General features: G+C 63.2%; 17 protein-coding genes and 1 tRNA gene. 8 read left to right on the top strand and 10 right to left on the bottom strand.

Annotation, left to right across the window (positions count from 1 at the left end; genetic code table 11):
- The first annotated feature begins 195 nt into the window (after positions 1 to 195).
- The 3 genes from ABFD92_06200 (at position 196) to ABFD92_06210 (ending at position 2,499) form a co-directional block, all read left to right on the top strand.
- Entirely contained in the window at positions 196 to 1,074 is an 879-nt protein-coding gene (locus ABFD92_06200) for an alpha/beta fold hydrolase (GenBank protein MEN6504111.1), read from the top strand.
- A gap of 480 nt (positions 1,075 to 1,554) precedes the next feature.
- A tRNA-Thr gene (locus ABFD92_06205) sits at positions 1,555 to 1,626 on the top strand.
- Between the two features lie 72 nt (positions 1,627 to 1,698).
- Positions 1,699 to 2,499, top strand: a complete 801-nt coding sequence (locus ABFD92_06210) for a PhzF family phenazine biosynthesis protein (GenBank protein ID MEN6504112.1) — start codon at positions 1,699 to 1,701, stop codon at positions 2,497 to 2,499.
- 438 nt (positions 2,500 to 2,937) lie between these two features.
- On the opposite strand, the gene ABFD92_06215 is transcribed toward ABFD92_06210, so the two are convergent.
- From ABFD92_06215 to ABFD92_06235, 5 genes are all read right to left on the bottom strand, one after another.
- On the bottom strand, positions 2,938 to 3,948 hold the full coding sequence (locus tag ABFD92_06215) for a hypothetical protein (protein MEN6504113.1): 1,011 nt from the start codon (positions 3,946 to 3,948) through the stop codon (positions 2,938 to 2,940).
- A gap of 46 nt (positions 3,949 to 3,994) precedes the next feature.
- Entirely contained in the window at positions 3,995 to 4,336 is a 342-nt protein-coding gene (locus ABFD92_06220) for a P-II family nitrogen regulator (protein MEN6504114.1), read from the bottom strand.
- A gap of 43 nt (positions 4,337 to 4,379) precedes the next feature.
- The gene (gene amt / locus ABFD92_06225) at positions 4,380 to 5,798 is read right to left on the bottom strand and encodes an ammonium transporter (protein ID MEN6504115.1); all 1,419 of its coding nucleotides are present in this window, start codon (positions 5,796 to 5,798) and stop codon (positions 4,380 to 4,382) included.
- Positions 5,799 to 6,028: 230 nt separating this feature from the next.
- Complete coding sequence (locus tag ABFD92_06230; GenBank protein ID MEN6504116.1) at positions 6,029 to 6,370, bottom strand: P-II family nitrogen regulator; 342 nt, start codon at positions 6,368 to 6,370, stop codon at positions 6,029 to 6,031.
- Between the two features lie 34 nt (positions 6,371 to 6,404).
- Complete coding sequence (locus ABFD92_06235) at positions 6,405 to 7,739, bottom strand: ammonium transporter (protein ID MEN6504117.1); 1,335 nt, start codon at positions 7,737 to 7,739, stop codon at positions 6,405 to 6,407.
- Between the two features lie 366 nt (positions 7,740 to 8,105).
- On the opposite strand from ABFD92_06235, the gene nifA reads away from it, so the two are divergent.
- Positions 8,106 to 9,680: a nif-specific transcriptional activator NifA gene (gene nifA / locus ABFD92_06240; protein MEN6504118.1), complete on the top strand. Its 1,575-nt coding sequence runs from the start codon at positions 8,106 to 8,108 to the stop codon at positions 9,678 to 9,680.
- Positions 9,681 to 9,796: 116 nt separating this feature from the next.
- A complete protein-coding gene (locus ABFD92_06245) occupies positions 9,797 to 10,795 on the top strand; it encodes a Gfo/Idh/MocA family oxidoreductase (GenBank protein ID MEN6504119.1) in 999 nt (332 codons plus the stop codon).
- Positions 10,796 to 11,672: 877 nt separating this feature from the next.
- On the opposite strand, the gene ABFD92_06250 is transcribed toward ABFD92_06245, so the two are convergent.
- Entirely contained in the window at positions 11,673 to 13,664 is a 1,992-nt protein-coding gene (locus ABFD92_06250) for an ABC transporter ATP-binding protein (protein MEN6504120.1), read from the bottom strand.
- A complete protein-coding gene (locus ABFD92_06255; GenBank protein ID MEN6504121.1) occupies positions 13,661 to 15,604 on the bottom strand; it encodes an ABC transporter ATP-binding protein in 1,944 nt (647 codons plus the stop codon). The genes ABFD92_06250 and ABFD92_06255 overlap by 4 nt, the downstream gene beginning before the upstream one ends.
- A gap of 242 nt (positions 15,605 to 15,846) precedes the next feature.
- On the opposite strand from ABFD92_06255, the gene ABFD92_06260 reads away from it, so the two are divergent.
- The 3 genes from ABFD92_06260 (at position 15,847) to ABFD92_06270 (ending at position 18,428) form a co-directional block, all read left to right on the top strand.
- Positions 15,847 to 16,851, top strand: coding sequence for an alpha-L-fucosidase (locus tag ABFD92_06260; protein MEN6504122.1), 1,005 nt, complete (start codon positions 15,847 to 15,849; stop codon positions 16,849 to 16,851).
- A gap of 69 nt (positions 16,852 to 16,920) precedes the next feature.
- Entirely contained in the window at positions 16,921 to 17,694 is a 774-nt protein-coding gene (locus tag ABFD92_06265; GenBank protein ID MEN6504123.1) for a hypothetical protein, read from the top strand.
- Positions 17,691 to 18,428: a hypothetical protein gene (locus tag ABFD92_06270; GenBank protein ID MEN6504124.1), complete on the top strand. Its 738-nt coding sequence runs from the start codon at positions 17,691 to 17,693 to the stop codon at positions 18,426 to 18,428. Before ABFD92_06265 ends, ABFD92_06270 begins: the two co-directional genes overlap by 4 nt.
- 198 nt (positions 18,429 to 18,626) lie before the next feature.
- Here ABFD92_06270 and ABFD92_06275 read toward each other — a convergent pair whose 3' ends face one another.
- The 3 genes from ABFD92_06275 to ABFD92_06285 are packed head-to-tail and all read right to left on the bottom strand — an operon-like array spanning position 18,627 to position 22,628.
- A complete protein-coding gene (locus ABFD92_06275) occupies positions 18,627 to 19,976 on the bottom strand; it encodes a carbohydrate ABC transporter permease (protein ID MEN6504125.1) in 1,350 nt (449 codons plus the stop codon).
- A gap of 1 nt (position 19,977) precedes the next feature.
- The gene (locus ABFD92_06280) at positions 19,978 to 20,913 is read right to left on the bottom strand and encodes an ABC transporter permease subunit (GenBank protein ID MEN6504126.1); all 936 of its coding nucleotides are present in this window, start codon (positions 20,911 to 20,913) and stop codon (positions 19,978 to 19,980) included.
- A complete protein-coding gene (locus ABFD92_06285; protein ID MEN6504127.1) occupies positions 20,910 to 22,628 on the bottom strand; it encodes an extracellular solute-binding protein in 1,719 nt (572 codons plus the stop codon). Before ABFD92_06285 ends, ABFD92_06280 begins: the two co-directional genes overlap by 4 nt.
- Positions 22,629 to 22,823: the final 195 nt, after the last annotated feature.

The following is a 22,823-nucleotide window of genomic DNA, read 5'->3' on the forward strand; positions in this document are numbered from 1 at the left end:
GCGAAAATCCCGCACGGCGGCACAACCATTCCGGAAATACTACGTCCGAAAATATCTTCCCGGCTGAAGCCCATCTTGTCGATGACAAAAGTGCTCCCCGTGCGTCAGAAATTGAGTTGCCATCAGCGGCGGCCGCGATAGACTGTCTGGTTCACCCCGGAGGCCGGTGCAACGACAAGCGCCTCCCGAACGCCCATGAATAATCCCTCGACAACATTCCGCTCCCGCGGGCTCCTGGCCATCGTGTTGTTGGCCGTGGCCATGCTGGGCGGCTGCGGCGGCGCGACCGACTTTTCCACCGCCGGGCGGCTGGAGAACGGCCTGGTGCTGATCCTTCCGGGCATCGAGGGCGAGAGCGGGCTCAATCACGACATCCGCAACGGACTGGTCGCCGGCGGGGTCGACTGCGCGGTGTCGATCCGCTCGTGGGGGCGCATCCTTCCCCCGCCGTTCGGGATGCTGGCCTCGCAGGTGGACGTGATCGGAAACCGCCTGGTGGCCCGGAGCATCGCCAAAGACGTCGCCGAGTACCAGGACAAGCACCCCGGCAAGCCGGTGTACATCATCGGGCACAGCGGCGGCGGGGGCATCGCGGTCTTCGTGGCCGAGAACATGCCCGACGGGCACAAGGTCGACGGGCTGATCCTGCTGTCGGCGAGCATCTCGTCGGCGTACGACGTGACCAAGGCCCTGGAGAACACCCGCCGCGGAATCGTGAATCTGTACAACAAGGGCGACGGAATGCTGCTGGGCGTGGGAACGACGCTGTTCGGAAACGTCGACGGCATCCGCGGACCCTCGGCCGGACTGCTCAGCTTCGACGCCCCGCCCGAGAAGGCTTCGCCCTCGAAACACGAAGCGTACAAGCGCCTGTACCAGGTGCAGGTGACGCAGGAGATGAGCCTGGGCGGCAGCTCGCACACCTCCTCGACGGAACCGGGATTCGTCTCGCTCTATATCGCCCCGTGGCTGCTCTCGCCGCAATGGCCGCTGGACACCTCCGGCGGCGCCTGGAGCCTGGGCGTGCCGCCGCAGATTCCCGCGACGCTGACGCCTTCAGCCCGGCAGCGGTGAGCCGGATATTTCACCGCTTTTTACCACTTATGTCTCGTTCGTGAATTCCTGTGACGATTTGATCCGGGGGTCAAATTAGCCGCTGAGGTCGCTGAGGTCGCAGAGGGAAGAAGTAGTTTTGTCTTTTACATCCTCAGCGTCCACCGCCTCACAGAGGCGGAAGGTTTGTGACCCTCGACTGCCGCGGCGTCTGAAACCTGCCGCCTCTGCGAGGCGGGTGCTGATCAACCACCCACTTCCGGAGGCTCACGCCTCCAGCTAAATCCTGGCGTCCCTGCGGGACGCAGAACGCGCCTTTGGGGTGAACTGAAGGTTCATGATCGACTGCGGTTCAACTTCTTTGGCAAGTAATCCGCAATCCGCAATCCGACATCCGTAATCCGAGATCCGCAATCGCGGCCTCGGGCGCATTTGCCTTTGACCGCCCCGCGTTTACACGCTACAGTAAGTAGCGCGACGGTCCGATATAGTCACAGCACCGCCGACGTAGCTCAACGGTCGAGCACGGCTTTCGTAAAGCCGGGGTTGTGGGTTCGAATCCCACCGTCGGCTGTTCACGCCCATCCCCTTGTCTTCTCTTTGGCCCCTGTCGTGGTATAGTCTGTGCCACACAGGAGAGCCGACATGACCATCCCGATCTTCCACGTCGATGCCTTCAGCGCCGCGCCTTTCGCCGGCAACCCCGCGGCGGTCTGCCTGCTGGAGACCCCTGCCCAGGCGGCGTGGATGCAGCATGTGGCGGCAGAGATGAACCTGTCGGAGACGGCGTTCGTGGCCCCCGATGCGCAGGGCTATTCGCTGCGGTGGTTCACGCCGGCGTGCGAGGTGGACCTGTGCGGCCACGCGACGCTGGCGTCGGCCCACGTGCTGTACGAGCGCGGGGCGGCGCAGGCGGGCAAGGCGGTCGACTTTTACACCGCCAGCGGGACCTTGACGGCCCGGCGCAGCGGCGGGTGGATCGAGATGGATTTTCCCGCCGAGGCGGCGCGGCAGAGCGCGGCGTGCGAAGGATTGTTCGAGTCGCTGGGGATCGGGGAGGCTGCCGGCGCCGCGTTTGTGGGGCGCAACCGCTTCGATTACATCATCGAGCTTTCCAGCGAGGCGGCCTTGCGGGCGCTGTCGCCCGACTGGGCGAGGCTGCTGGCGGTGAAGACGCGCGGGGTGATCGTCACCAGCCCATCGAGCGACGATCGCTACGATTTTGTCTCGCGGTTCTTCTGCCCCGCCGTGGGCGTCAACGAGGACCCGGTGACCGGATCGGCCCACTGCTGCCTGGGGCCCTACTGGCAGGGGCGCCTGGGCAAGAGCGAACTGACGGGCTACCAGGCCTCGGCCCGCGGCGGCGTGGTGCGCGTGCGCGTCTGCGGGCCTCGCGTGATGCTGATCGGCCAGGCGGTGACGGTGACCGAAGGGGTCATTCTCTGACAGCCGATCCGGCGCTGGCAATCGGGGCGGCCGTCTCGCGCGACGCCGAAGGCGTTTTTGGCATTCGCGGGCAGGGCGGATGTTTCACCCCGACGCCGCGCGAGACGGCCGCTCTGGCTCCGACGGCATGCTGCCGCTGAGCTCGGGAGTCTTGCGCGACGCCGAAGGCGTTTTCGGCATTCGCGGGCAGAGCGGATGGCCGCCCTCGACGCCGCGCAAGACCCCCGGAAGTCCTTTCTCAAAGCCGCGATCCATGGCGACCTGCCTGCCGGCAGGCAGGCCCGCAAGAAACACAAACGCGTGTCGCCACGCCACCCCTGCCCATCATTCCATCATTCCATCATTCCATCATTCCATTCTTCCCTCCCCCTCTCCCCCGTCCTCTCCTACCCGTCCATTTCCTTCCTCTGCGACCTCTGCGACCTCTGCGGTGAATCCTCACCATCCGTAGCCGATGCTCACGCCGCCGTAGATCTCGTCGTTGAGATACCGGCGGGCGATGGCCTGGCTGTAGTTCAGGAACCCGTTGAGGTACAGCGATCCGCAGTACCGGTCGGGGATGTTCAAGGCGCTCTTGAGGTCGTAGCTGACCAGCAGACCGTAGGTGAGGTTGTTGACCCCGGCAATGTTGCCATCCTGCGGATTCTTCAGCGAGTACTTGTTGAGCCAGTTGTTGCTCCAGCCCATCTTCCACGAGGGCGTGATGGTGATGTCCTTGAGAACGGGCGTCTCGCCCATGCCGCAGTCTTTCAGGGCGAAGGGGTGGCTGATCCCGAACTCGCCGTACGACCCGCTGGGCGCCAGGTCCATGTCGAAGGCGTACAGGATGTACGGATTGAGGATCGGCTCCTTGACGTCCTTGAAGCCCAGGCTGCGCCACCATAGCCCGTCGTCAAACGACAGCTTGGTGTAGAGCTCCTGCGTGCTCGAGGCATCCGTGTTGCCGCCGGCCGCGTGGCGGTACGGCGGCAGCGAATACCAGACGTAGCCCAGCTCGGCCTTGATGCCCAGCGGCTCGATGGTATAGCCGTAGTACACGGTGTAGTCGACTTCCTGCAGGTGGCTGTCGGTCCAGGTGGTGATCTGCGGTTGACCGGCGAACCACTCGAACCAGACCGATCCGCCGATGCGCCCGTAGGCGCCCAGGTCGACCTCGGAGGCGACGGTCAACTGGTGGTTGAGCCTCTCGCCGCCCTCGCCGGCGTACTCGCTGAGGTTAATGCCGCGCCACACATAGTCGCTGGCGAGGGTGTAATCGATGGAGAAGCTGACGGGGATGGGCTTCTTCCATTCCTCGACGACCGGGGCGGTCAGCGCCGCCTTGGATGCAGCGGTCTCGGACTGCATCGCCGCCAGCCAGTTGGTTGAACCTTGTTCTTCTGCGGCGGCGGGTGCGGCCGCCATCGCGACGAAGATGGTCGAGACGATTGCACAGATTACGGACTTCATGGTCTTCCTTTCGTTGGGCCCGGTTCCTTGGGTTCGATACGCGCCGTCAGCCTATGGCGTCCTTGCCATCTTCGCCAGTGCGAATACGAATGCAGTGGGCCAGGTCCAGAACGAATATCTTTCCATCACCAATGGTGCCCGTGCGGGCGCCTTGGATGATCGCGTCGATGGTGGGCTTGACGAACTCCTCGTTGACAGCGATCTCGATGCGAACCTTCTTGAGCAGGTTCACCTCGACGTCGGCGCCGCGATACGTTTCGTGGTAGCCCTTCTGCTGCCCGCAGCCCAGGGCGTTGATCACCGACATCTTGAAGATCTCGGCAGCGTACAGGGCCTGTTTCACGTCGGTCAGCTTTTCCGGCTGTATGTATGCGATGATGAGTTTCATGGCTTGCTTGCCTTTCGTCTGCTGTGTCTACTGGGTCACTGGGTCACTTGGTCAAGAATCCCTGGAAGTCCGGGTAGGCTTCCATCCCGTGCTCGCCGACATCCAGGCCGCCGATCTCTTCGCCGCGGCTGACACGCAGGCCGATGGTCGCCTTGATCAGGTACCAGGCCGCAAACGCGATCGCCAGCGTGAAGACGGCGACCGCTCCCACGCCCAGTGCCTGTCGGCCGAGCAGTGCAAACCCGCCGCCGTAGAACAGACCGTTGCCGGTGGTATTGGGCATGATGCTGCCGTCGGCGAACAGACCCACCGCCAGCGTTCCAAACACGCCGTTGACCAGGTGGACCGACAGGGCGCCGACCGGATCGTCGATCTTGATCTTGTCGAAGAACAGAACCGCCAGCACCACCAGCGCTCCGGCGATCAGGCCGATGACCACCGAGGCGCCCACGCTGACGAAGGCACACGGGGCGGTGATCGCCACCAGGCCCGCCAGGCACCCGTTGAGGATCATCGACAGGTCCGGTTTGCCCAGCAGCAGCCAGGCCATGGCCGTGGCGCTGAGGGTGGCCGCCGCAGCGGCCATGTTCGTCGTCACGGCGATGCGACCGATGTCGTTGAAGCTCGCGGCCATCGTCGAGCCGGGATTGAACCCGAACCACCCGAACCACAGCACCAGCACGCCCAGGGCCGTCATGGACATGCTGTGCCCCAGGACCGGTTTGACCGTCCCGTCAGGGCGATACTTGCCCAGCCGCGGTCCCAGCAGGATGACGCCGGCCAGGGCCGCCCATCCGCCCACTGAGTGAACGACCGTCGACCCGGCAAAGTCCCACATCCCCAACTTTTGAAGCCATCCGTTGCCCCAGATCCAGTGACCGGTGACGGGGTACATCACCGCCACGATCACGAACGAGAACACGATAAAGGACAGGAACTTGATCCGCTCGGCCACGGCCCCGGAGACGATAGTGGCCGCCGTTCCAGCGAAGACCAACTGGAAAAGGAACTTGGCCCAGAAGGGAACGCCTGTCCAGCTCAGCGCGCTGTAGACGCCCTTGTAAGCTTCGCCCATGGCGGGGCTGTTATCGGCCCCGGAGGCGAAGAATACGCCCTTGAGACCCAGGATCCCGTTGCCGTCGCCGAACATGAGGCCCCAGCCCAGGATCCAGAACGCCATCGATGAAATCGCAAAGACGATGAAGTTCTTGGCCAGGATATTCACCGCGTTCTTGGCACGGCAGAGGCCCGATTCCACCATGCCGAATCCCAGGTTCATGAAGAACACCAGGAACGCCGCCAGCAGAACCCACACCGTATCCAGCGCGATCTTCAAATCGGCGTTGCTCGGTCCCGCCGCCGTGTCGCCCTCTGCCGCCGATACCACCGCCGGAAGCGCCAGAAGAACCAGCGCCGCCAACCTCAAAGGCCATCTCAATTTATCCGTTCTCACCATGCTCATTAGCGAACTCCCTGGGCCGCATCGCAGCCACTTTGTCGTTTCAACACTGCTTCCACGGGCATGCCGCAGGGAGATAAGCATCTTCAGTGCCAAAGCAAGGTATTGGAATGTTATGGCATGATAAACAACATGTTACGTTGATGTCGCTAGAGTTCACGCGTGGCGGGAAAGATACATAAATGTTCCATAGCATACGCCTAGCTACAATCTTGTTGCGACTCGACGACATGCTAGCCTATGGCCTCGGGCCCTTCGTCGCCAGTGCGGATCCGCACACAGCGATCCAGGTCGATGACGAAGATCTTACCGTCGCCGATGGCGCCGGTTCTGCCGCCTTCGGTGATCGCGTCGATGGTCGCCTGGACGAATGCGTCGTTGACGGCGATCTCGAGCTTGGTCTTTCGCAGCAGCCCGCCGGCCTCTTTGTGGCTGCGGTAGACCTCCGCGATGCCCTTCTGCCGCCCACGCCCCACGACGCTGGTGACGGTGACGAGATGAATCTCTTTCTCCTCGAGCCGGCGCAGCACTTCGTCGAGCCGGTCGGGCTGGATGATTGCGATAACGTACTTCATGGAAAGTTTCCTTTGGAACCGGCCCAGGCCGGAACTAGTCGATCACCGTGTATCCCACTTCCCTGTGCTGCGTCAGGTCCAGACCCACGCGCTCCTCGTGCTCGTTGACGCGAAGACCGATCACCAGGTCCACGACCTTCAAGATGATCAGCCCCATCACGAACGACCAGACGATCACGATGGCGACGGTCTTGAGCTGAACGATCAACTGCTCGGCCCCGCCGGCACCATAGAACAGGCCGTTGCGGTTGACCGCCGGGTTGGCGGCCGCCGATGCGACCAGGCCCGTGGCCACCGTGCCCCAGATGCCGCCCAGCCCATGGACGCCGAAGGCGTCGAGCGAGTCGTCATATCCGAGCTTGTTCTTGAGGAACGTCACGGCCAGCCACGGCAGTATGCCGGCGCCGACGCCGATGAAGATCGCGCCCATCGGCGTGATGAACCCCGCCGCCGGCGTCACCGATGCCAGCCCGCCCACCGCACCGGTGATCATGCCCAGCGTCGTGGGCTTCTTGTAGCAGACCCAGTCCATCGCCGCCCACGTCAGCCCGGCGACGGCGCCGGCGATATGAGTGGCCACAAACGCCCCCGCCGCCACGCCGTCGGCGTGCAGCGAGCTGCCGGCGTTGAACCCGAACCATCCGAACCACAGCAGACCCGCGCCCAGCACGCCCAGGGGCAGGCTGTGCGGCGGGCTGATCGATGACGGATACCCCTGGCGCTTGCCCATGACGATCACGGCCGCCAGGGCGGTCATCCCCGCGCTGATGTGTACGACCGTGCCGCCGGCGAAGTCCAGGACGCCCCATCCGCCGTTGAGCCCCAGGAACCCGCCGGCGCCCCAGACCCAATGCGCCAGCGGATCGTACACCAGCGTCGACCACAACAGCGTGAAGACGCAGAACGCCGAGAACTTCATCCGCTCGGCGCAGGCGCCGATGATCAGCGCCGGCGTGATCACCGCGAACATCATCTGGTAGATCATGAACGCGCTGTGCGGGACGGTATCGACATACGGCGCCTGCGGGGCCACGCCGACGCCCGAGAGCCCCATCCACTCCAGCCCGCCGATGAGCCCGCCCCACTTGTCCGGGCCGAACGACAGGCTGTAGCCAAACAGCACCCACTGGACGCTCACGATGCAGATGGCCATCATGCACTGCATCAGCACCGACAGGACGTTCTTCTTGCGGACCAGCCCGCCGTAGAAGAACGCCAGGCCCGGCGTCATCAGCATCACCAGCGCCGCGCTGATCAGGATCCACGCCGTGTCGCCGGAATTGATCGCCGGCGCCGCCGGCGCAGCAGAAGGCACTGCCGGATCGGCCAAAGCCGGCGCAGCACAGACCATGACCGCCAAGGCGATCAATACACCCGCCCCTACGCTTTTCGACGCTCTGTGCAAACGCATCCGCTCTGCCCTTTCATCCGTCAGACGTTCGTCAATGAATCCCGATGCCGCAAGCATTGCACCCGACGTGCCAAATGGAGGCATGAAGCGCAACCTGTTGCTATCGCTTTTTTTTCGTGAAGATTGCACTTTCAACGACATGGCATTTTTGTTACAAGTTTGTAGTATCGATCCAATAAACGCCTAAATCTGTCGCGCGGATCGATGCAAAGACTGAGCCGCTGAGGTCGCAGAGGACGCTGAGGATATGAAGAGATAAAACAATCTCCTTCCTCTGCGACCTCTGCGACCTCAGCGGCTAATTTGATCCTGAACGGTTGAGAAATGACTACACACCTGGACCTTGATGTCGGCGAGCTTCAACCGGACCGTCATTCGCAGAATCTGGCGGCCTTGTACGAGATCAGCAAGCTGCTGGCCAGCGGGGCCATGCAGCGGCAGATGCTCGCCGAGGTGCTCGACATTCTCCACCGCCTGCTGGCGATGCGCCGAGGCACCATCGTGCTGGTCAGCCCCGACGCCAGCGAGCTGGTCATCGAGGTGGCCCACAACCTCTCCGAGGTTCAGCAGAAAGCCGTCCGCTATCGCATGGGCGAGGGAATCATCGGCCGCGTCGTCCAGACCGGGCGGGCGGCCGTCGTGCCGAAAGTCTCCCAGGAGCCGCTCTTTCTCGACCGCCTGCACCAGCGGCGCAAGGTTTCCAAGGACGAGATCAGTTTCATCTGCGTGCCCATCACCATCGGCAGCGGCGTCGTCGGGGCGCTGTCGGTCGACCGCGTCTTCGACGAGACGATCTCGCTCAAGGAGGACGCCCGCCTGCTGTCGATCGTCGCCAGCATGATCGCCAACGACGTCAAGGCCCGCAGCGACCTGGCGGCCCAGCGCGCCGCCCTGGAGGAGGAGAACCTCCGCCTGCACGGACAGCTCCAGGACATCTTCCGCCCGGAGAACATCATCGGCAACTCCGGCGCCATGCGCGAGGTGTACCGCTCGATCCAGCAGGTCGCCGCCAGCGACACCACCGTACTCATCCGCGGCGAAAGCGGCACGGGCAAGGAACTCGTCGCCCACGCCATCCACTACTCCAGCCCCCGGGCCAAGGGGCCCTTCATCAAGGTCAACTGCGCCGCCCTCAGCGAGACGCTGCTGGAGAGCGAGCTGTTCGGCCACGAGAAGGGCGCCTTCACCGGCGCCATCGCCACGCGCCTGGGGCGCATCGAGGAGGCCGACGGCGGGACGCTCTTTCTCGACGAGGTCGGCGACTTCACCGCCATCACGCAGGTCAAGCTGCTCCGCGCGCTGCAGGAGCGGCAGTTCGAACGCGTCGGCAGCAACCAGACCCGAAAATCCAACGTCCGCATCGTCGCGGCGACCAACCGCGACCTGGAAGCCGCCGTCGACGACGGCTCCTTCCGCAAGGACTTGTACTACCGCATCAACGTCTTTCCGGTGTTCCTGCCGCCGCTGCGCGAGCGAAAGGACGACATCCTGCTGCTGGCGGACCATTTCGTCGGCCGCTACGCCACCCGGATGAACAAGCAGGTTCGCCGCATCAGCACCCCGGCGATCAACATGATGATGGCGTACCACTGGCCCGGAAACGTGCGCGAGTTGGAGAACTGCATCGAGCGGGCCGTGCTGCTGTGTACCGACGGCGTCGTCCACGGACACAACCTGCCCCCCACGCTGCAGACGCCCGACCTGGCCGACGACGCCGGCGCCCAGTCGCTGGAAGAACAGGTCGCCCTGTTCGAACGCGACGTGATCGTCGACTCGCTCAAACGCACCGACGGCAACATGGCCGCGGCCGCCCGCGATCTTAGAACCACCAGCCGCATCCTGCGCTACCGCGTCGAGCACCTGGGCATCGACTACCGAAAGTACCGGCGCGGAGGATGAGGCGATTGCGGATTTTTGATTTCGGATTGCGGATTGGAACCAAACGTCCTGCGCCACGTTAGCGGTCGGGCTTGCCCGACGTGTTACAACCGTGGCTACCTTAACTTGGTGAACAAATGAAAAAGAAGATCCGTCTGGCCATCATCGGGTGCGGGGGATTTGTGCGGTATCACGTGGCGGGCATACGCGAGAGTGTGCCCGAGGCCGACATCGTCGGGCTTTGCGACATCATCCCTGAGCGGGCTGAGAAACTCGCCCAGGAGATCGGCGAGGGGCATCGGCCGCAGTGCTTCAAGCACTACGCGGACATGCTGGCGGCAGTGCCGGTTGACGGGGTGCTGGTCTCGACGCCGCACACGCTGCACTTCGAGCACGCCTACGCCGTTCTGGCGGCCGGGGCGAATGTGATGGTCGACAAGCCGATGGTGACGGACCCGGCCGACGCCCGGCGGCTGGTCGCGCAGGCCAAGCGCAAGAAGCTCCTGTTGAGCGTGGCGATGCAGGGCGTGCATACGGCGCAGTTCGCGTATGCGCGGCACCTGATCGACTCGGGCGCGCTGGGCGAGCCGCAACTCGTCACCGGAGTGCTGGCGCAGGACTGGAAGGATTTGACGCGCGGCTGGTGGCGGCAGAAGCCGGCGCTGTCGGGCGGCGGGCAATTGTACGACAGTTGCTGCCATCTGCTGTCGGCGATGATGGTCCTGGTACACTCGCCGGCGCGGGAGGTGTTCTGCTTCGCCGACAACAAGGGCACGCGCGTGGACATCAATGCCGTCGGCGGCATCCGCTTCGCCAACGGCTGCATCGGCTCGATCACCAGCGGCGGCAACTGCGGGGCCTGGAAGAGTCAGTTGATCTTCCAGGGCAAGGAGGGCTGTTTCGAGATCGGCGCCCACGGCGGCGGCCTGAACGTTTACGGCAAGGCCTTCCCCCAGACCGTGACGGAGCCGCCTGGGAGTTGGAAGGTCAAGACCGTCGTGCCGGTGCGGAACTTCGTCGACGCGATCAAGGGCAAAGCCCCCCTCCGCTGCGACGGGCGAGTCGGCATCCTGATGGCCGACCTGATGAAAGCAATGTACCAATCCGCCAAAACCGCCCGCGTGGTGAGAGTCTAGCCGGATATTTCAACGCAGACGAACATGAACCTTCGGTTCATCCGAAACGATGAAACTGGGGTCTGCCGCGTGGCAGGGTTACTCTGCGTCCCGCAGGGACGCCAGGACTTAGCTGGAGGCGTGAGCCTCCGGAAGTCGGCGGTTGTTTAGCACCGCCTCGCAGAGGCGGCAGGTTCCAGACGCCACCGGCGGTTGAGGGTCAAAACACCTTCCGCTTCTGCGAGGCGGGAAGATATGGAAAACGTCTTCCGGAGGCTTACGCCTCCGGCTAAATCTTGGAGCCTCTTCGAGGCTCATTTTCAGAGCAGAGATCGCAGAGACCCTGACGCGGCCTTCGGCCGCAACCAAAGTTTCCGCCGCCGACGCCATTACTCAATTTCGCCGGCCGCCGTCGCCGTGGGACCCCAGGCCCCAATCCGGCCCCCCGTGAGCCTCCGTTTGGGGCCTGCCCACGACGGCCGGCGGCCTTGCCGTGCTGCATCCACGCGCCGGAGCCCATCTGCCCGAAGCTCAAAAGCGATAAACTCCCGGGGTCTGGGGCGGAGCCCCAGTTTCTTGCCAGAAAAACAAGATGTTACACCTTTGCTATGCAGAGGCGTTTTGAACCCAAGATTTACAGACAGTTACGAAATTAACTGCTGTTCGGGCAGCCCCAACCAAACCGGGAAGAGACTCTTCACGGAGGATGAATCTCGCCAAAGGGAATAGCTCGTCCTCGTCCTCGTCGTCGGTTTCTGCTTCCGAACAACCGCGCGGGGCAAGCCCCGCCGCTAACGAAACAGGTTCCATCCATCTCCCCATCCATTCATCCATCCATCCATCCATCCATTCATCCACCCACCCATTCATCCACCCACCCATTCATCCACCCGTCCCTTCATCCCCCCATCCCTTTGCCGAGGATCTCCGCCGTCTGCACTTGGGCGAACTGCATGGTGTAGAGGCGATAGTATCGGCCGCGGCGGGAGATCAAGTCTGCGTGCGTGCCTTGTTCGACGATGCGGCCGCGGTCGATCACGGCGATCAAATCCGCCCGGCGGATGGTCGAGAGGCGATGGGCGATGACGAAGCTGATGCGGCCGGCCAGGACGGTGTGCATGGCGTCCTGGATGGCCTTTTCGGTGGCGGTGTCGACGGAGCTGGTGGCTTCGTCCATGATGAAGATCTGCGGGTCGGCCAACACCGCGCGGGCCAGGGCGACGAGCTGGCGCTGGCCCAGCGAGAGTCGTTCGCCGCGGTGGCCCACTTCGGCGTCGTATCCGCCCTCGCCGGCGGCGATGAACTCGTGGGCGTGTACGAGCCGGGCGGCGGATTCGACCTCGGCGTCGGTGGCGTCCAGGCGGCCGTAGCGGATGTTCTCGCGAACCGTTCCGGTGAACAGGTGCGGTTCCTGCAGGACGATGCCCAGGCTGGACTGCAGCCAGTGCAGGCTGCGGGTGCGGTAGTCGCGGCCGTCGAGGAGAATGCTGCCGGCGGTGGGCTCGTAGAATCGGCACAGCAGCGAGACGATGGTGGTTTTTCCGCCGCCGGTGGGGCCGACCAGTGCGACGGTCTGTCCGCGGCGGGCGGTGAGGTTGAAATCTTCCAGCACCGGCTGACCGGGCTTGTAGGCGAAGCTGACGTGCTCGAAACGCACCTCGTCGATGCGGGCCGGCAGGCCGTCCTCGGCGAGTTCGAAGTTCGAAGTTCGAAGTTCGAAGTCAGAAGATGAACGTAGCAGCGGACCGGGGCGCTGCGGCGGAAGGTCTGGGCCTTGCTCTTGCTCCTGCAACGGCACCGCACCTGTGTCACTACTTCGATCTTCGAACTTCGCCCTTCGAACTTCTTCCGAATCGACGATCTCGGGCCTGGTGTTGATCAGGCCCAGGAGTCGTTCGGCGGCGGCCTGGCTGGTCTGGAGTTCGGCGAAGACGCGGGACATGTCCAGGATCGGGAAGACGAACTCGCGGGCGACGAACAGGAAGAAGATCAGCGTTTCGATCTCGATGGCGCCGCGAAGCACCGACGCGCCGCCGGCCCACAGCGCCAGGCCCGTCACGATCGTGCCGATGGTGAAGACGATCGGGTAGTACGTGTTCGACAGCACCGCGTTGCGGACGGCGGCGGCGTACATCGAGCCGCTCTGCTCCTGAAACGCCGCGAGGTTCGCCTCCTCGCGCGTCAGGCTCTTGGTGGTGCGGATCGCCGCCAGGCACTCGGCGTACGAGGCCGTCATCACCGAATTGGTCTTGCGCACGTTGCGCGAGGTGCGGAGGATCCGCTTCTGGAAGAGGAAGCTGACGGCCGCCAGCACGGGCAGGCAGGCGACGATCACCAGGGCCAGCGTCGCGTTGATGTAGAACATCGCCGCGGCCATGCCCGTCAGCAGGGCGGTGCCCCAGACGATGTCGAGGAAATCCCAGGAGACTGCGTGGGAGAGTTTGTCGCAGTCGCTGGTGAGTCGGGCGACGAGCCATCCGGCGGCGTGGCGGTCGTAGAACGAGAACGACAGATCCTGCAGGTGGTCGAACGCGCGGCGGCGGATGTCGTGGGCGAAGTTGGTCGACAGCCGCCCGGCGGCGCGGATGAACAGCCCCACCGCCAGGCTCCAGGCCGCCGCGACGGTGAAGTAGATCGCCCCCATCTCCAGCAGGCTGAACCGGTGGCCCAGAAGGGTCCATCGCTCGGGGCGCTCGCCGCGGACGATAGAGAGGATAATCCACGTCAGGATGGGAAACGCCACGTCGCACGCGGCCATCACCACCCCCAGCGCCGCCAGCCTGATCAACAGCCTGCGGTAGACAGCCACGAAGCTGAAAACGCCCCGCCACACCGCCAGGTTGAACCGGCCGGTGTACTCGTGCTCCTGCATGGCGTCGAGGTCGGTCATGCGGTCTCCTCGGCCGTCGCCAGGTCTTCGTCGAGGCGGTTCTGGATCTCCCACAGGCGGCGGTAGAGACCGTCCTGCTGGAGCAGTTCGGCGTGCGTGCCGTTCTGGACGACGCGTCCGCGGTCGAGCACGACGATGCGGTCGGCGCGCATCAGCGTCGCCAGGCGATGGGCGATCACGATCGTCGTGCGCCGCCCGCGACGCTGCTCGAGGGCGGCCAGGATAGCCGCCTCGGTCTGCGTGTCGACCGACGACAGCGCGTCGTCGAGGATCAGCACCGGCGGGTCCTTGAGCAGCGCCCGGGCGATAGCCACGCGCTGGCGCTGCCCGCCCGAGAGCGTCACCCCGCGCTCGCCCACCAGCGTGTCGTACCCGCGCTCGAACTGCACGATGGCCTCATGCACCCCCGCGGCCGACGCGGCGGCGATCATCTCCTCGTCGGCGGCGCGCGTGCGGCCGTGCTTGATGTTCTCGCGCAGCGTGCGCGAGTAGAGGAACGGTTCCTGCAGCACCACGCCGATGCGGGAGCGCACTTCGTGGCGGCTCAGGCTCGAGAGTTCCACACCGTCGAGGGTGATCGAGCCTTCCGTGTAGTCGTAGAACCGCAGCAGCAGGCTGACCAGCGTGCTCTTGCCTGAGCCGCTGGGCCCCATGATCGCCAGCGTCTGCCCCGGCTCGACCGAAAGCGACACGCCCTCCAGCACCATAGCCTGCGCATCCGCCGTGGCATGGGCGTCCCGCCCATGCTCTTGCCGTGTGGCATGGGCGTCTCGCCCGTGCTCTTGCTTTTGCACGGGCAAAACGGAGGCGTGCGAGAAATAGAGGTCCCGCACGACAATGCGCCCGACAGCCGTAGCACGGGCATCCTGCCCGTTGTCCTGGCTCGGGGAATGCATGGGCGGGACGCCCGTGCTACTGTCTTCCTCCACCGGCGCGTCGAGGATCTCGTTCACGCGGCCGATCGAGACCAGGGCCTTGCCCAGGTCCATGAGCATGCGTCCGAGCATGCGGATCGGCCAGAGCATCATGCCGACATACGCCAGATACGCGTACAGCGTGCCGATGCTGATGCGGCCCCTTGCCATGAAATACCCACCGACGACGAGCACGAGCCCCTGCTGGCCCATGGTGAGCATGTTCGAGATCGGCCAGTACCAGCTCATCAGCTCGATCATGCGGTACCACAGGTCGCGGTAGGTGCGGTTGCCGGCGCCGAACTTGGCCCGCTCGTGCTCCTGCCGCGCGAACGCCCGCACCACGCGAATGCCCCAGAGATTCTCCTGCAGAATCGCCGTCATGCGGCCTTCCGCTTCGTCCATCTCCTTGAACGAGTACTGCACGCGGGCGAAGAACACCGCCGAGAAGACGAACAGGACCGGCAGCGTCGCCAGCGAGACCGCGGCCATCGTCAGGTCCATCGACAGCAGCAGCGGCACGGCGACGGCCAGCATGATGACCCCGCGCCAGAGGTCGACGACGTGGTCGGCCAGGAAGATGCGGATGGTCTCGACGTCGCTGGTGCAGCGCTGCACCAGGTCGCCGCTCTCGCGGCGGTCCAGTTCGCCCACGCGCAGGCGCTGCAGGTGGTCGTACAGGCGGTTACGCAGCCGCCGGGCGATGTCCTCGCTGGCCTGCGCCGACCACCGCCCGCGAAGGTACGCGAACGCCCCGCTGACGATCGACACCGCCGCCATCGCCGCCGCGGCCGTCCACAAGTTCCGCGCCAGCACGGACCGCCCGCCGAGAGCCTCAATGGCGTCGCGCACAAACTGCGGGGCGTCCAGCGGACGATTCTCGAGCACGTAGTCGATCACCGCGCGGCCGACCATCGGCACGAAGTACATCGCTCCGGTCGAGATGCCCAGGGCCGCCAGGGCCAGCACATACCGCGCCCGCTGCCCGCGCATGAGCCGCCACAGGATGTTGAACTTGGACCACATAATGGATGGGTAATGCTACCCGCCAATGAGGTATAACGTAAGCCTGCACAATGATGAAAAGTGATGCATCCGGGAAAGTCGCGGCGGAGGCACTAAATGAAGAAGTAATTCGGTTTCTTGAATTACTTCTTCATTTGGCGCCGATTTCCCCTGGCATGGCAAGTATTCATCAAAGCCAAACAACGGCTTTGATAAATACTTGGTGCCTCCGCCGCGACTTTCCCTCCAAAAGGAGATCTGAAATGAGCAAAGGCGTTGCGGTTGTGCTGCTGATCACGGCGATGGTTGTTTCGCTTTGCCTGGCCGGCGGGGCGGCTATCGAGACCACGAAGATCGACGACGCCCAGCGGGCCGCACAGATCCGCGACATGCGGTTCGGCATGTTCATCTGCTGGTCGTTCAGCACGTTTTCGGGCAAGGAGTGGACCCGCGGCGTCAAGGATGTCAGCTTCTTCCGCGCCAAGAGCGTCGACACCGACCAGTGGTGCCAGGCCGCCAAGGACGCGGGGATGACGTACATCCTGTTCCTGGCCAAGCATCATGACGGCTTTTGCCTCTGGGACACCAAGACGACGGACTGGAAGGTCACCAAGGCGCCGCTGGGCGTCGACGTGCTGGCCAAGCTGCGGGCCTCGTGCGACAAGCACGGGCTGAAGCTGGCGCTGTACTTCTCCGAGGGCGACTGGACGTGGGCGGGCAAGAAGAACGCCGATCTCAAGAAGGCCCAGCTCCAGGAGCTCTGCACGCAGTACGGCCCCATCGAGTTCTTCTGGATGGACCACGCCCAGACCGACGGCGGGCTCGACCACCAGGCCACCGTCGAATGGGTACACAAGTTCCAGCCGAATTGCTTTGTGGGCTTCAACACCGGTCAGCCCGCCGGGCGGCTGTGCCTGCGCGAGCTGGGGCGCCCGGGACGACTGGGCGACGCCAACGCCTCCGAGGTCAACAAACAGGCCGAGGCCACGCACAAGGGCTACCTGGTAGCGGAGTTCACGTACCCGATCCTGCCGCCCCACCGCGGCGGGGCCATGTGGTTCTACTCGCTGCCCCGGCACGACCGGCTGTGCCACTCGGCCGACAAGATCTACAAGGACTACCTCGGGGCGGTCGAGCACGGCAACATCTTCTCGCTGAACATCGGCCCCAACTACGAAGGCCGCCTGCGGGACATCGACGTCAAGACGCTCAAACAAGTCGGCGAAATGATCCGCGCCGCAGCAGCAACCACCCGCCCGGCGCCGTGATTAACTCACGGGACGTCTGATCCTGGAACTGGGCTTCGTGGGGCGTCCCTCTCGGCTCGGATAGTAAAGTTGCCGCTGCAGGCGCCGTATGCAAGCAGCCTGCGCCACTGCGGCCGCAGTCTCTTTGTCAAAAATAACCGCAACTCGCTATGGCGATGGGACGATATAGTTTACCATGTGTGTTCCAACAACTGGAACGGACTCATCAATAATAACATAAGTCTCTATACCAAAGGGCTGTTCCAGTTTCTGGAAACTGGAACACATGGGTTGACAGCCGCTGTAGAATGGTCTATGTTCCTGACTCTGATGGAAGCGAAGAACATGAAAGCCCAGGACATCTTGATTGCACTTAAGATCCAAAGCCTCTGCGACCAATGTCGTGAGGTGACGGTGCGCGGGTTGGCCAACGAAACGGGCCTCAGCCTCTCGCAAGCCAGCCGTTCATGTCACGAACTGGAAAATGTTGGCTTATTGGCTCCGGGGGGGCGCAGAACCATTGGTGTGGCCTTGTTTGAGTTCCTGGCACATGGACTGAAATATATTTTCCCTCTGCGAGAGGAAGGCATATCTCGCGGCATGCCTACCGGTTATGCAGCAGACCCTCTTCGAGAACTGTTCTTTTCTTCTGAAGACGACTTGGTCCCGGTTTGGCCGGACCCTGAAGGTGCGGTCCGAGGAAAGCTCATTCAGCCGCTGTACAAGTCAGTTCCAATGGCGGCCAAAAGGGATCACAGGCTCTACCAGTACTTAGCATTGGTTGATGCCATTCGAGGTGGCCGTGCGCGCGAGAAGAATAAGGCCATGGAAATCCTTTCACAATGGCTGGGGAATAGCAGGTGACTAGATCGATAGAGATGCTGGAGAAGGTTGCCGAAGCTCTTGGACCACTCTTGGACGAGGTCGTCATTGTTGGAGGAACCGTCCCCGCACTCTTGGTCACAGACCCCGCCGCCCCTCCGGCCAGACCTACCAAGGATGTTGACCTCGTTGTGGATACCAGGACCTACGCCCAGCACGCAAGTTTTGAGGAAAGGCTGCGAAGGCAAGGCTTTCAGATAGCCTCGCCGCCGATCAGTCGATATGAATACCATGGCGTATTGGTGGACGTAATGACCACCAGCAAGACAATGGGCTTTTCAGACGAATGGTATCCAGAAGCCTTTGCAACAGCCGAATCAATGACGCTGCCGAGCGGTCGAATAGTCAAAATCGTCCGTTCGCCACTCTTTCTGGCGACGAAGATTAACGCGTGGCGGGAACGCGGCAAGGACGATTATCTTGCCCAAGATATAGAAGATATCATTGCCATCATTGATGGCAGACCCGAACTGATTGATGACATTAAGCAGGCTAACCCAAAGTTGCGGGCCTTCCTGGCAGAAGCGTTTAAACTGCTACTCACGGATCAAAGGTTCCTGGATGTCCTCCCCGGTCACATAGGAGGCGGAACCGTCGTCGCCACTGCCCGAGCAGATAGAGCAATTGACCTTATGAAAAGCATCACGACTCTGGGGGCGAATCACCATTTCAATCCAAGCCAATCACGAATTGGTGGCGGCGGTGCCATTGTCTAGCTGGATGCCAGGCGGGCGACTATTCTACTGTAAGTGATTGTATATTAAGCACTTATGTCGATACCGGGATCCTTGATCGTTTGAAAACAGACAAGAATAGACAAGGCACGGACAATTGTGGGATGACTGGTGCAGGTTTAAGGCACGCGTGGAGGACTTCCCAAAAACAAGTACTCTCCTGGCCTTCGATATCGGCACTTACTCTTTCACCCCGCCGAGCATGATGCCTTTGACGAAGTACTTCTGCAGGAACGGGTAGACCAGCAGCACCGGCAGGATGGTCACGATGACGGTGGCGGCCTTGATCGTGTCGGGGGCGAAACTCAACTGGTCCGGATTGATCAGTCCCTTCTCGATCAACTGCGTGCTGTTCTCTATGACAATCCGCCGCAGAAGGATCTGCAGGATCTGGAGCTTGTTGGAGAAGACATAGAGCATCCCGTCGAACCAGGCGTTCCAGTGCCCCACGGCTGTCCACAGCGCGACGGTGGCCAGGACCGGCTTTGACAGGGGGATGTAGACCCGCATGAGGACCCCCAGTTCGCTGGCGCCGTCGATGCGGGCCGACTCGGCAAGGCTCTCGGGGATCGACTGGAAGAAGTTCTTGACGACGATGATGTTGAACGCCCCCAGCAGGCCCGGAATGATGTAGACCATGAAGTTGTCCATCAGGCCGACGCTCTTGATCAGCATGTACATCGGCACCAGGCCGCCCGAGAAGATCATCGTGAAGAGGATGAAGAACGTCAGGCTCTTGCGCCAGGGCATGTTCGAGCGGCTCAGCGGATAGGCCGCCAAGGCCGTCGCCAGCACCGTCAGCACCGTCCCGATCACCGTGCGGGCGATGGTGACAAGATATGCCCAGAGGATCTCGTTATTGCGGAAGACCATGATGTACGACGCCTTGGACAAACCACGGGCGTACTGCTGCCAGTACCGCCCGCGAAGGTGCGGGGCGATCAACTCGGGATAGGCCGCATTGAGCCGCTCACGATTGAGGAAGATCACGTCGTTGGCCGACTCGCCCTGGGCTGTTGCGGCCGACAGCATCGCCAGAGTTTTGGCGTCGACCCCCGAGGCCGACCAGGCGGCGGCGTCGAAGAAATCTGCCTGTTCGAGCATCGCGTTGATTTGGGCAACCAGTCCGCTGCGCAGCGATGCCCTGTCGACCTTCGTATCGCCAGCGGCGCTGCGGCGAATCGTGTCTTGCAGCGAGGTGGAGAACCCGCTCCACATGCGGCGGCTGACATTCGCTTTTTCAGCCTTAGGAGATTCGGCCAGTGCCTTAGTGAATCGCGGCAGGTCGAGGATATCCTCGTCTCTAAGTTTTGATCCGGCACCCAAGCCGACCAGGTCGGCCATCCCGCGTGCCAGTAAAGACAAGTCGCCGGGCACAACGTGCAGGCCGGCCCGTTGCGACTCGGCGCTGCTCGAGACGGAGATGGCAAAGGTGTACAGGAAAGGATACAGCGACACAAAGGCAAACGCCGCCAGGATGACGACGTTAAACGCGCCGAAGATCTTCTCGCCTGTGGTCCTTGCTATCACTTCACCAGATTCCTTGTTCGCCTTTGCTGATCTTCTTGGTGACCGAGTTCACCAGGACGATCAGAACGAGGCTGACGACAGACTTGAACATTCCGGCGGCCGCTCCGCCGGCGAAGTCCATCTGTTCCTGCATCAGCCGGATCACGTAGGTGTCGAGCACGTCACCCCACTCGTACACGTTGGGGTTGTACATGTTGTAGATCTGGTCGAAGCCGACGTTCAGGATGCCGCCCAGCGACAGTATGAACAGCGTCACCATCGTCGGCACCAGCGCGGGCAGCGTGATGTGCAGCGTCTGCTTCCATCGCCCCGCGCCGTCGACGACGGCGGCTTCGTACAGCGTCGGGCTGATGCCCGACAGCGCCGCGAGGTAGATCACCGCTCCGTATCCCAGTCCCTGCCAGACAGCCGTGATGATGATGACGGCGATGAACCAGGCGTTGCTGGTCAGGAAGGGCACGGCCGCCTCGGGTCCGGCGATCGAGCAGATGACGCTGTTGATCGCGCCGTCGCGCGCCAGCAGCATGCGGAAGATGCCCGCCAGCAGCACCCACGAGAAGAAGTACGGCAGATACGTCAGCGTCTGCACCGTGCGCTTGTACCACCCCAGGCGAACCTCGTTGATCAGCAGCGCCAGCACGATGGGCCCGGCGAAGCCGAACACCAGCCGCAGCAGGCTGATCACCAGCGTGTTGCGGATGACCTGCGGGAACTCGTCGCCGCCGAAGAGCGTGGCGAAGTTCTCCAGACCGATCCAACGCCCGCCGAGAATGCCCTCGGAAATGCTGAAATCCTTGAACGCGATCACCAGCCCGTACATCGGGATGTAGCTGAAGACGATGAAGAACGCCACCACCGGCAGCGCCATCAGCACCAGGCCGCGGTGCTTTCGCAGCGTCGCCAGCGTGCCGAGTTTTCGGGCCACGACGCGGCTCATGGGCGCGCCCCCACAATGCCGTAGACGCGGTTCATGTCCTGAAAGAGCGCGTTGGCCTCGTCGGTCATCTGCCGCCCGCCGCGGCGGTGCCACTCCTGGGCGAACTCGTCGAAGGCCGTGATCTTAAGGTCGCCCTTGATGATCTGCGTGTAGACCGACATCTGCTTTTCGCGCAGTTTCTTGAGATACTTGGCGGCCGAGGGCACCACGTCGGGCTTGAGGAACACATCGGCGGCCCCCCACTGCCGCTTGCGATAGGCGTCGTTGAAGGCCACTTCCTCGCGGCTGCGAAACGCCGCCGTCAGTTCGACCGATGCGCCGCAGGGGCTGAAGAACGTGCCCCCCGCCAGGCCCAGGCCCACGGTGGCGGCCGATCGCTTGTTGGCGTCGGCGTACTCGGGGGTGGTCTTGAGCCCGCTGCCGGGCGTTTTGCCATCGCGGTACTCATAGTGAAGCCCGCGCTGGCCGCACTTGCTGACGAGCATGACGTTGGTCTCGTCGGGGTTCTTGTCGAAGCACGCCGCGGCCATCTCGTCCCACATCTTGAGCATGCGGATGACGAGTTGAGGTTTCTTCGCCACGCCGGCGCCGAAGACCATGGTGTTGCCCCCGCCGCCCCAGATGCGGATTCCGCGATGGCCGTTGGGCCCCTGCGGCGGCGGGCCCATTACCATGGCCGCTCGCGGGTTGTTCGCCGCCAGGTCCTTGGCCATCGAGCGGTCCAGTTCCGGATCGACCGCCCACCACACGCCGCCGTGGCTGAGATAGCCCACCTTGCCGTTGAGGAACTTGCGGTCGTTGTCCTCGCCGCGGTCAAGCTGGAAGTCCGGATGGATCAGCCCTTCCTTATACCACGCCGCCAGCAGCTCCAGCGCCTGCCGCGCCTCGGGCATCACGCCGCCGTAGACGATCTTGCCGTCGCGCTCGATCCAGTCAAACGGCAGCAGTCCCTGCTTGTCGTTAGGGGCGCCGAAGGCTGCAAAGACATCGTCGAGGTAGCGGTACCACGCGTCCGAGCTGGCCGACATACCGTAGGTGTCCTGCACGCCGTTGCCGTCGGGGTCCTCGTCGCGGAACCGCTTCAGGGCCTCGTGCATCTCCTCGAGCGTCCGGGGCACCTTCTTGATGCCGACCTTCTCGAGCCAGTCCTTGCGCCACGCGGGCGACTCGGGATACACGCCGTCGGACCAGATCGTCGGCACGCCGAGGTTGCGCCCGACCGCCTCGCCGCCGCGGCGATAGTACGAGTACATCCATGCCTGCGGGGCGGTCTCGTTGATCAACCGCACGTACGACGGAGCGTGCTTGAGGATCAGCTCGTACGGGATGGGAATGATGAAGCCGTTCCTGGCGTCCATCTGGACATTGATCGGGTCGGCCTCCCACGCCACGTCGGGCACGAAGACGCCCCCTGCCGACATCATCGGCTTCTTCCACTCGTAGTCCGGCCCGCCCAGGAAGATCGGCTTGATCTTGAGATGATAACGTTTTTCGAGATACGTCTGCAGCCAGCCGCCCTCCGTGGCATTGACGCTGTACGGCGGGCCCATCCAGGAAACGGTCAAGACCTCGTTGGGATCGTAGGCGGCCTCGACGGCCTTCCAGTCGATCTGCGGATCGGTGCTGGCCGTGCGCCGCGGGCCGTTGGCCAGGACGGTAAAAACCGTCAGTGTCGCGGCCAGGAGGGCAAACCCGGTTATCGTTTTCCAACTCATCGCTGCCGCCAGCATACCCTGCCGCCCCGGCAGCACACAACAGGCCTTTGGCGGCGGGGGGAAAGGCAGGGGGGAAAGTCGCGGCGGAGGCACCAAGTATTCATAATAGTTTTTGTTTGGCTTTGATGAGTACTTGCCTTGACCAACGGGAAGCGGCCATGAATGAAGAAGTAATTCACACAACGAATTACTTCT

Source organism: Planctomycetaceae bacterium (assembly GCA_039680605.1).
Lineage (GTDB): Bacteria > Planctomycetota > Phycisphaerae > SM23-33 > SM23-33 > JAJFUU01.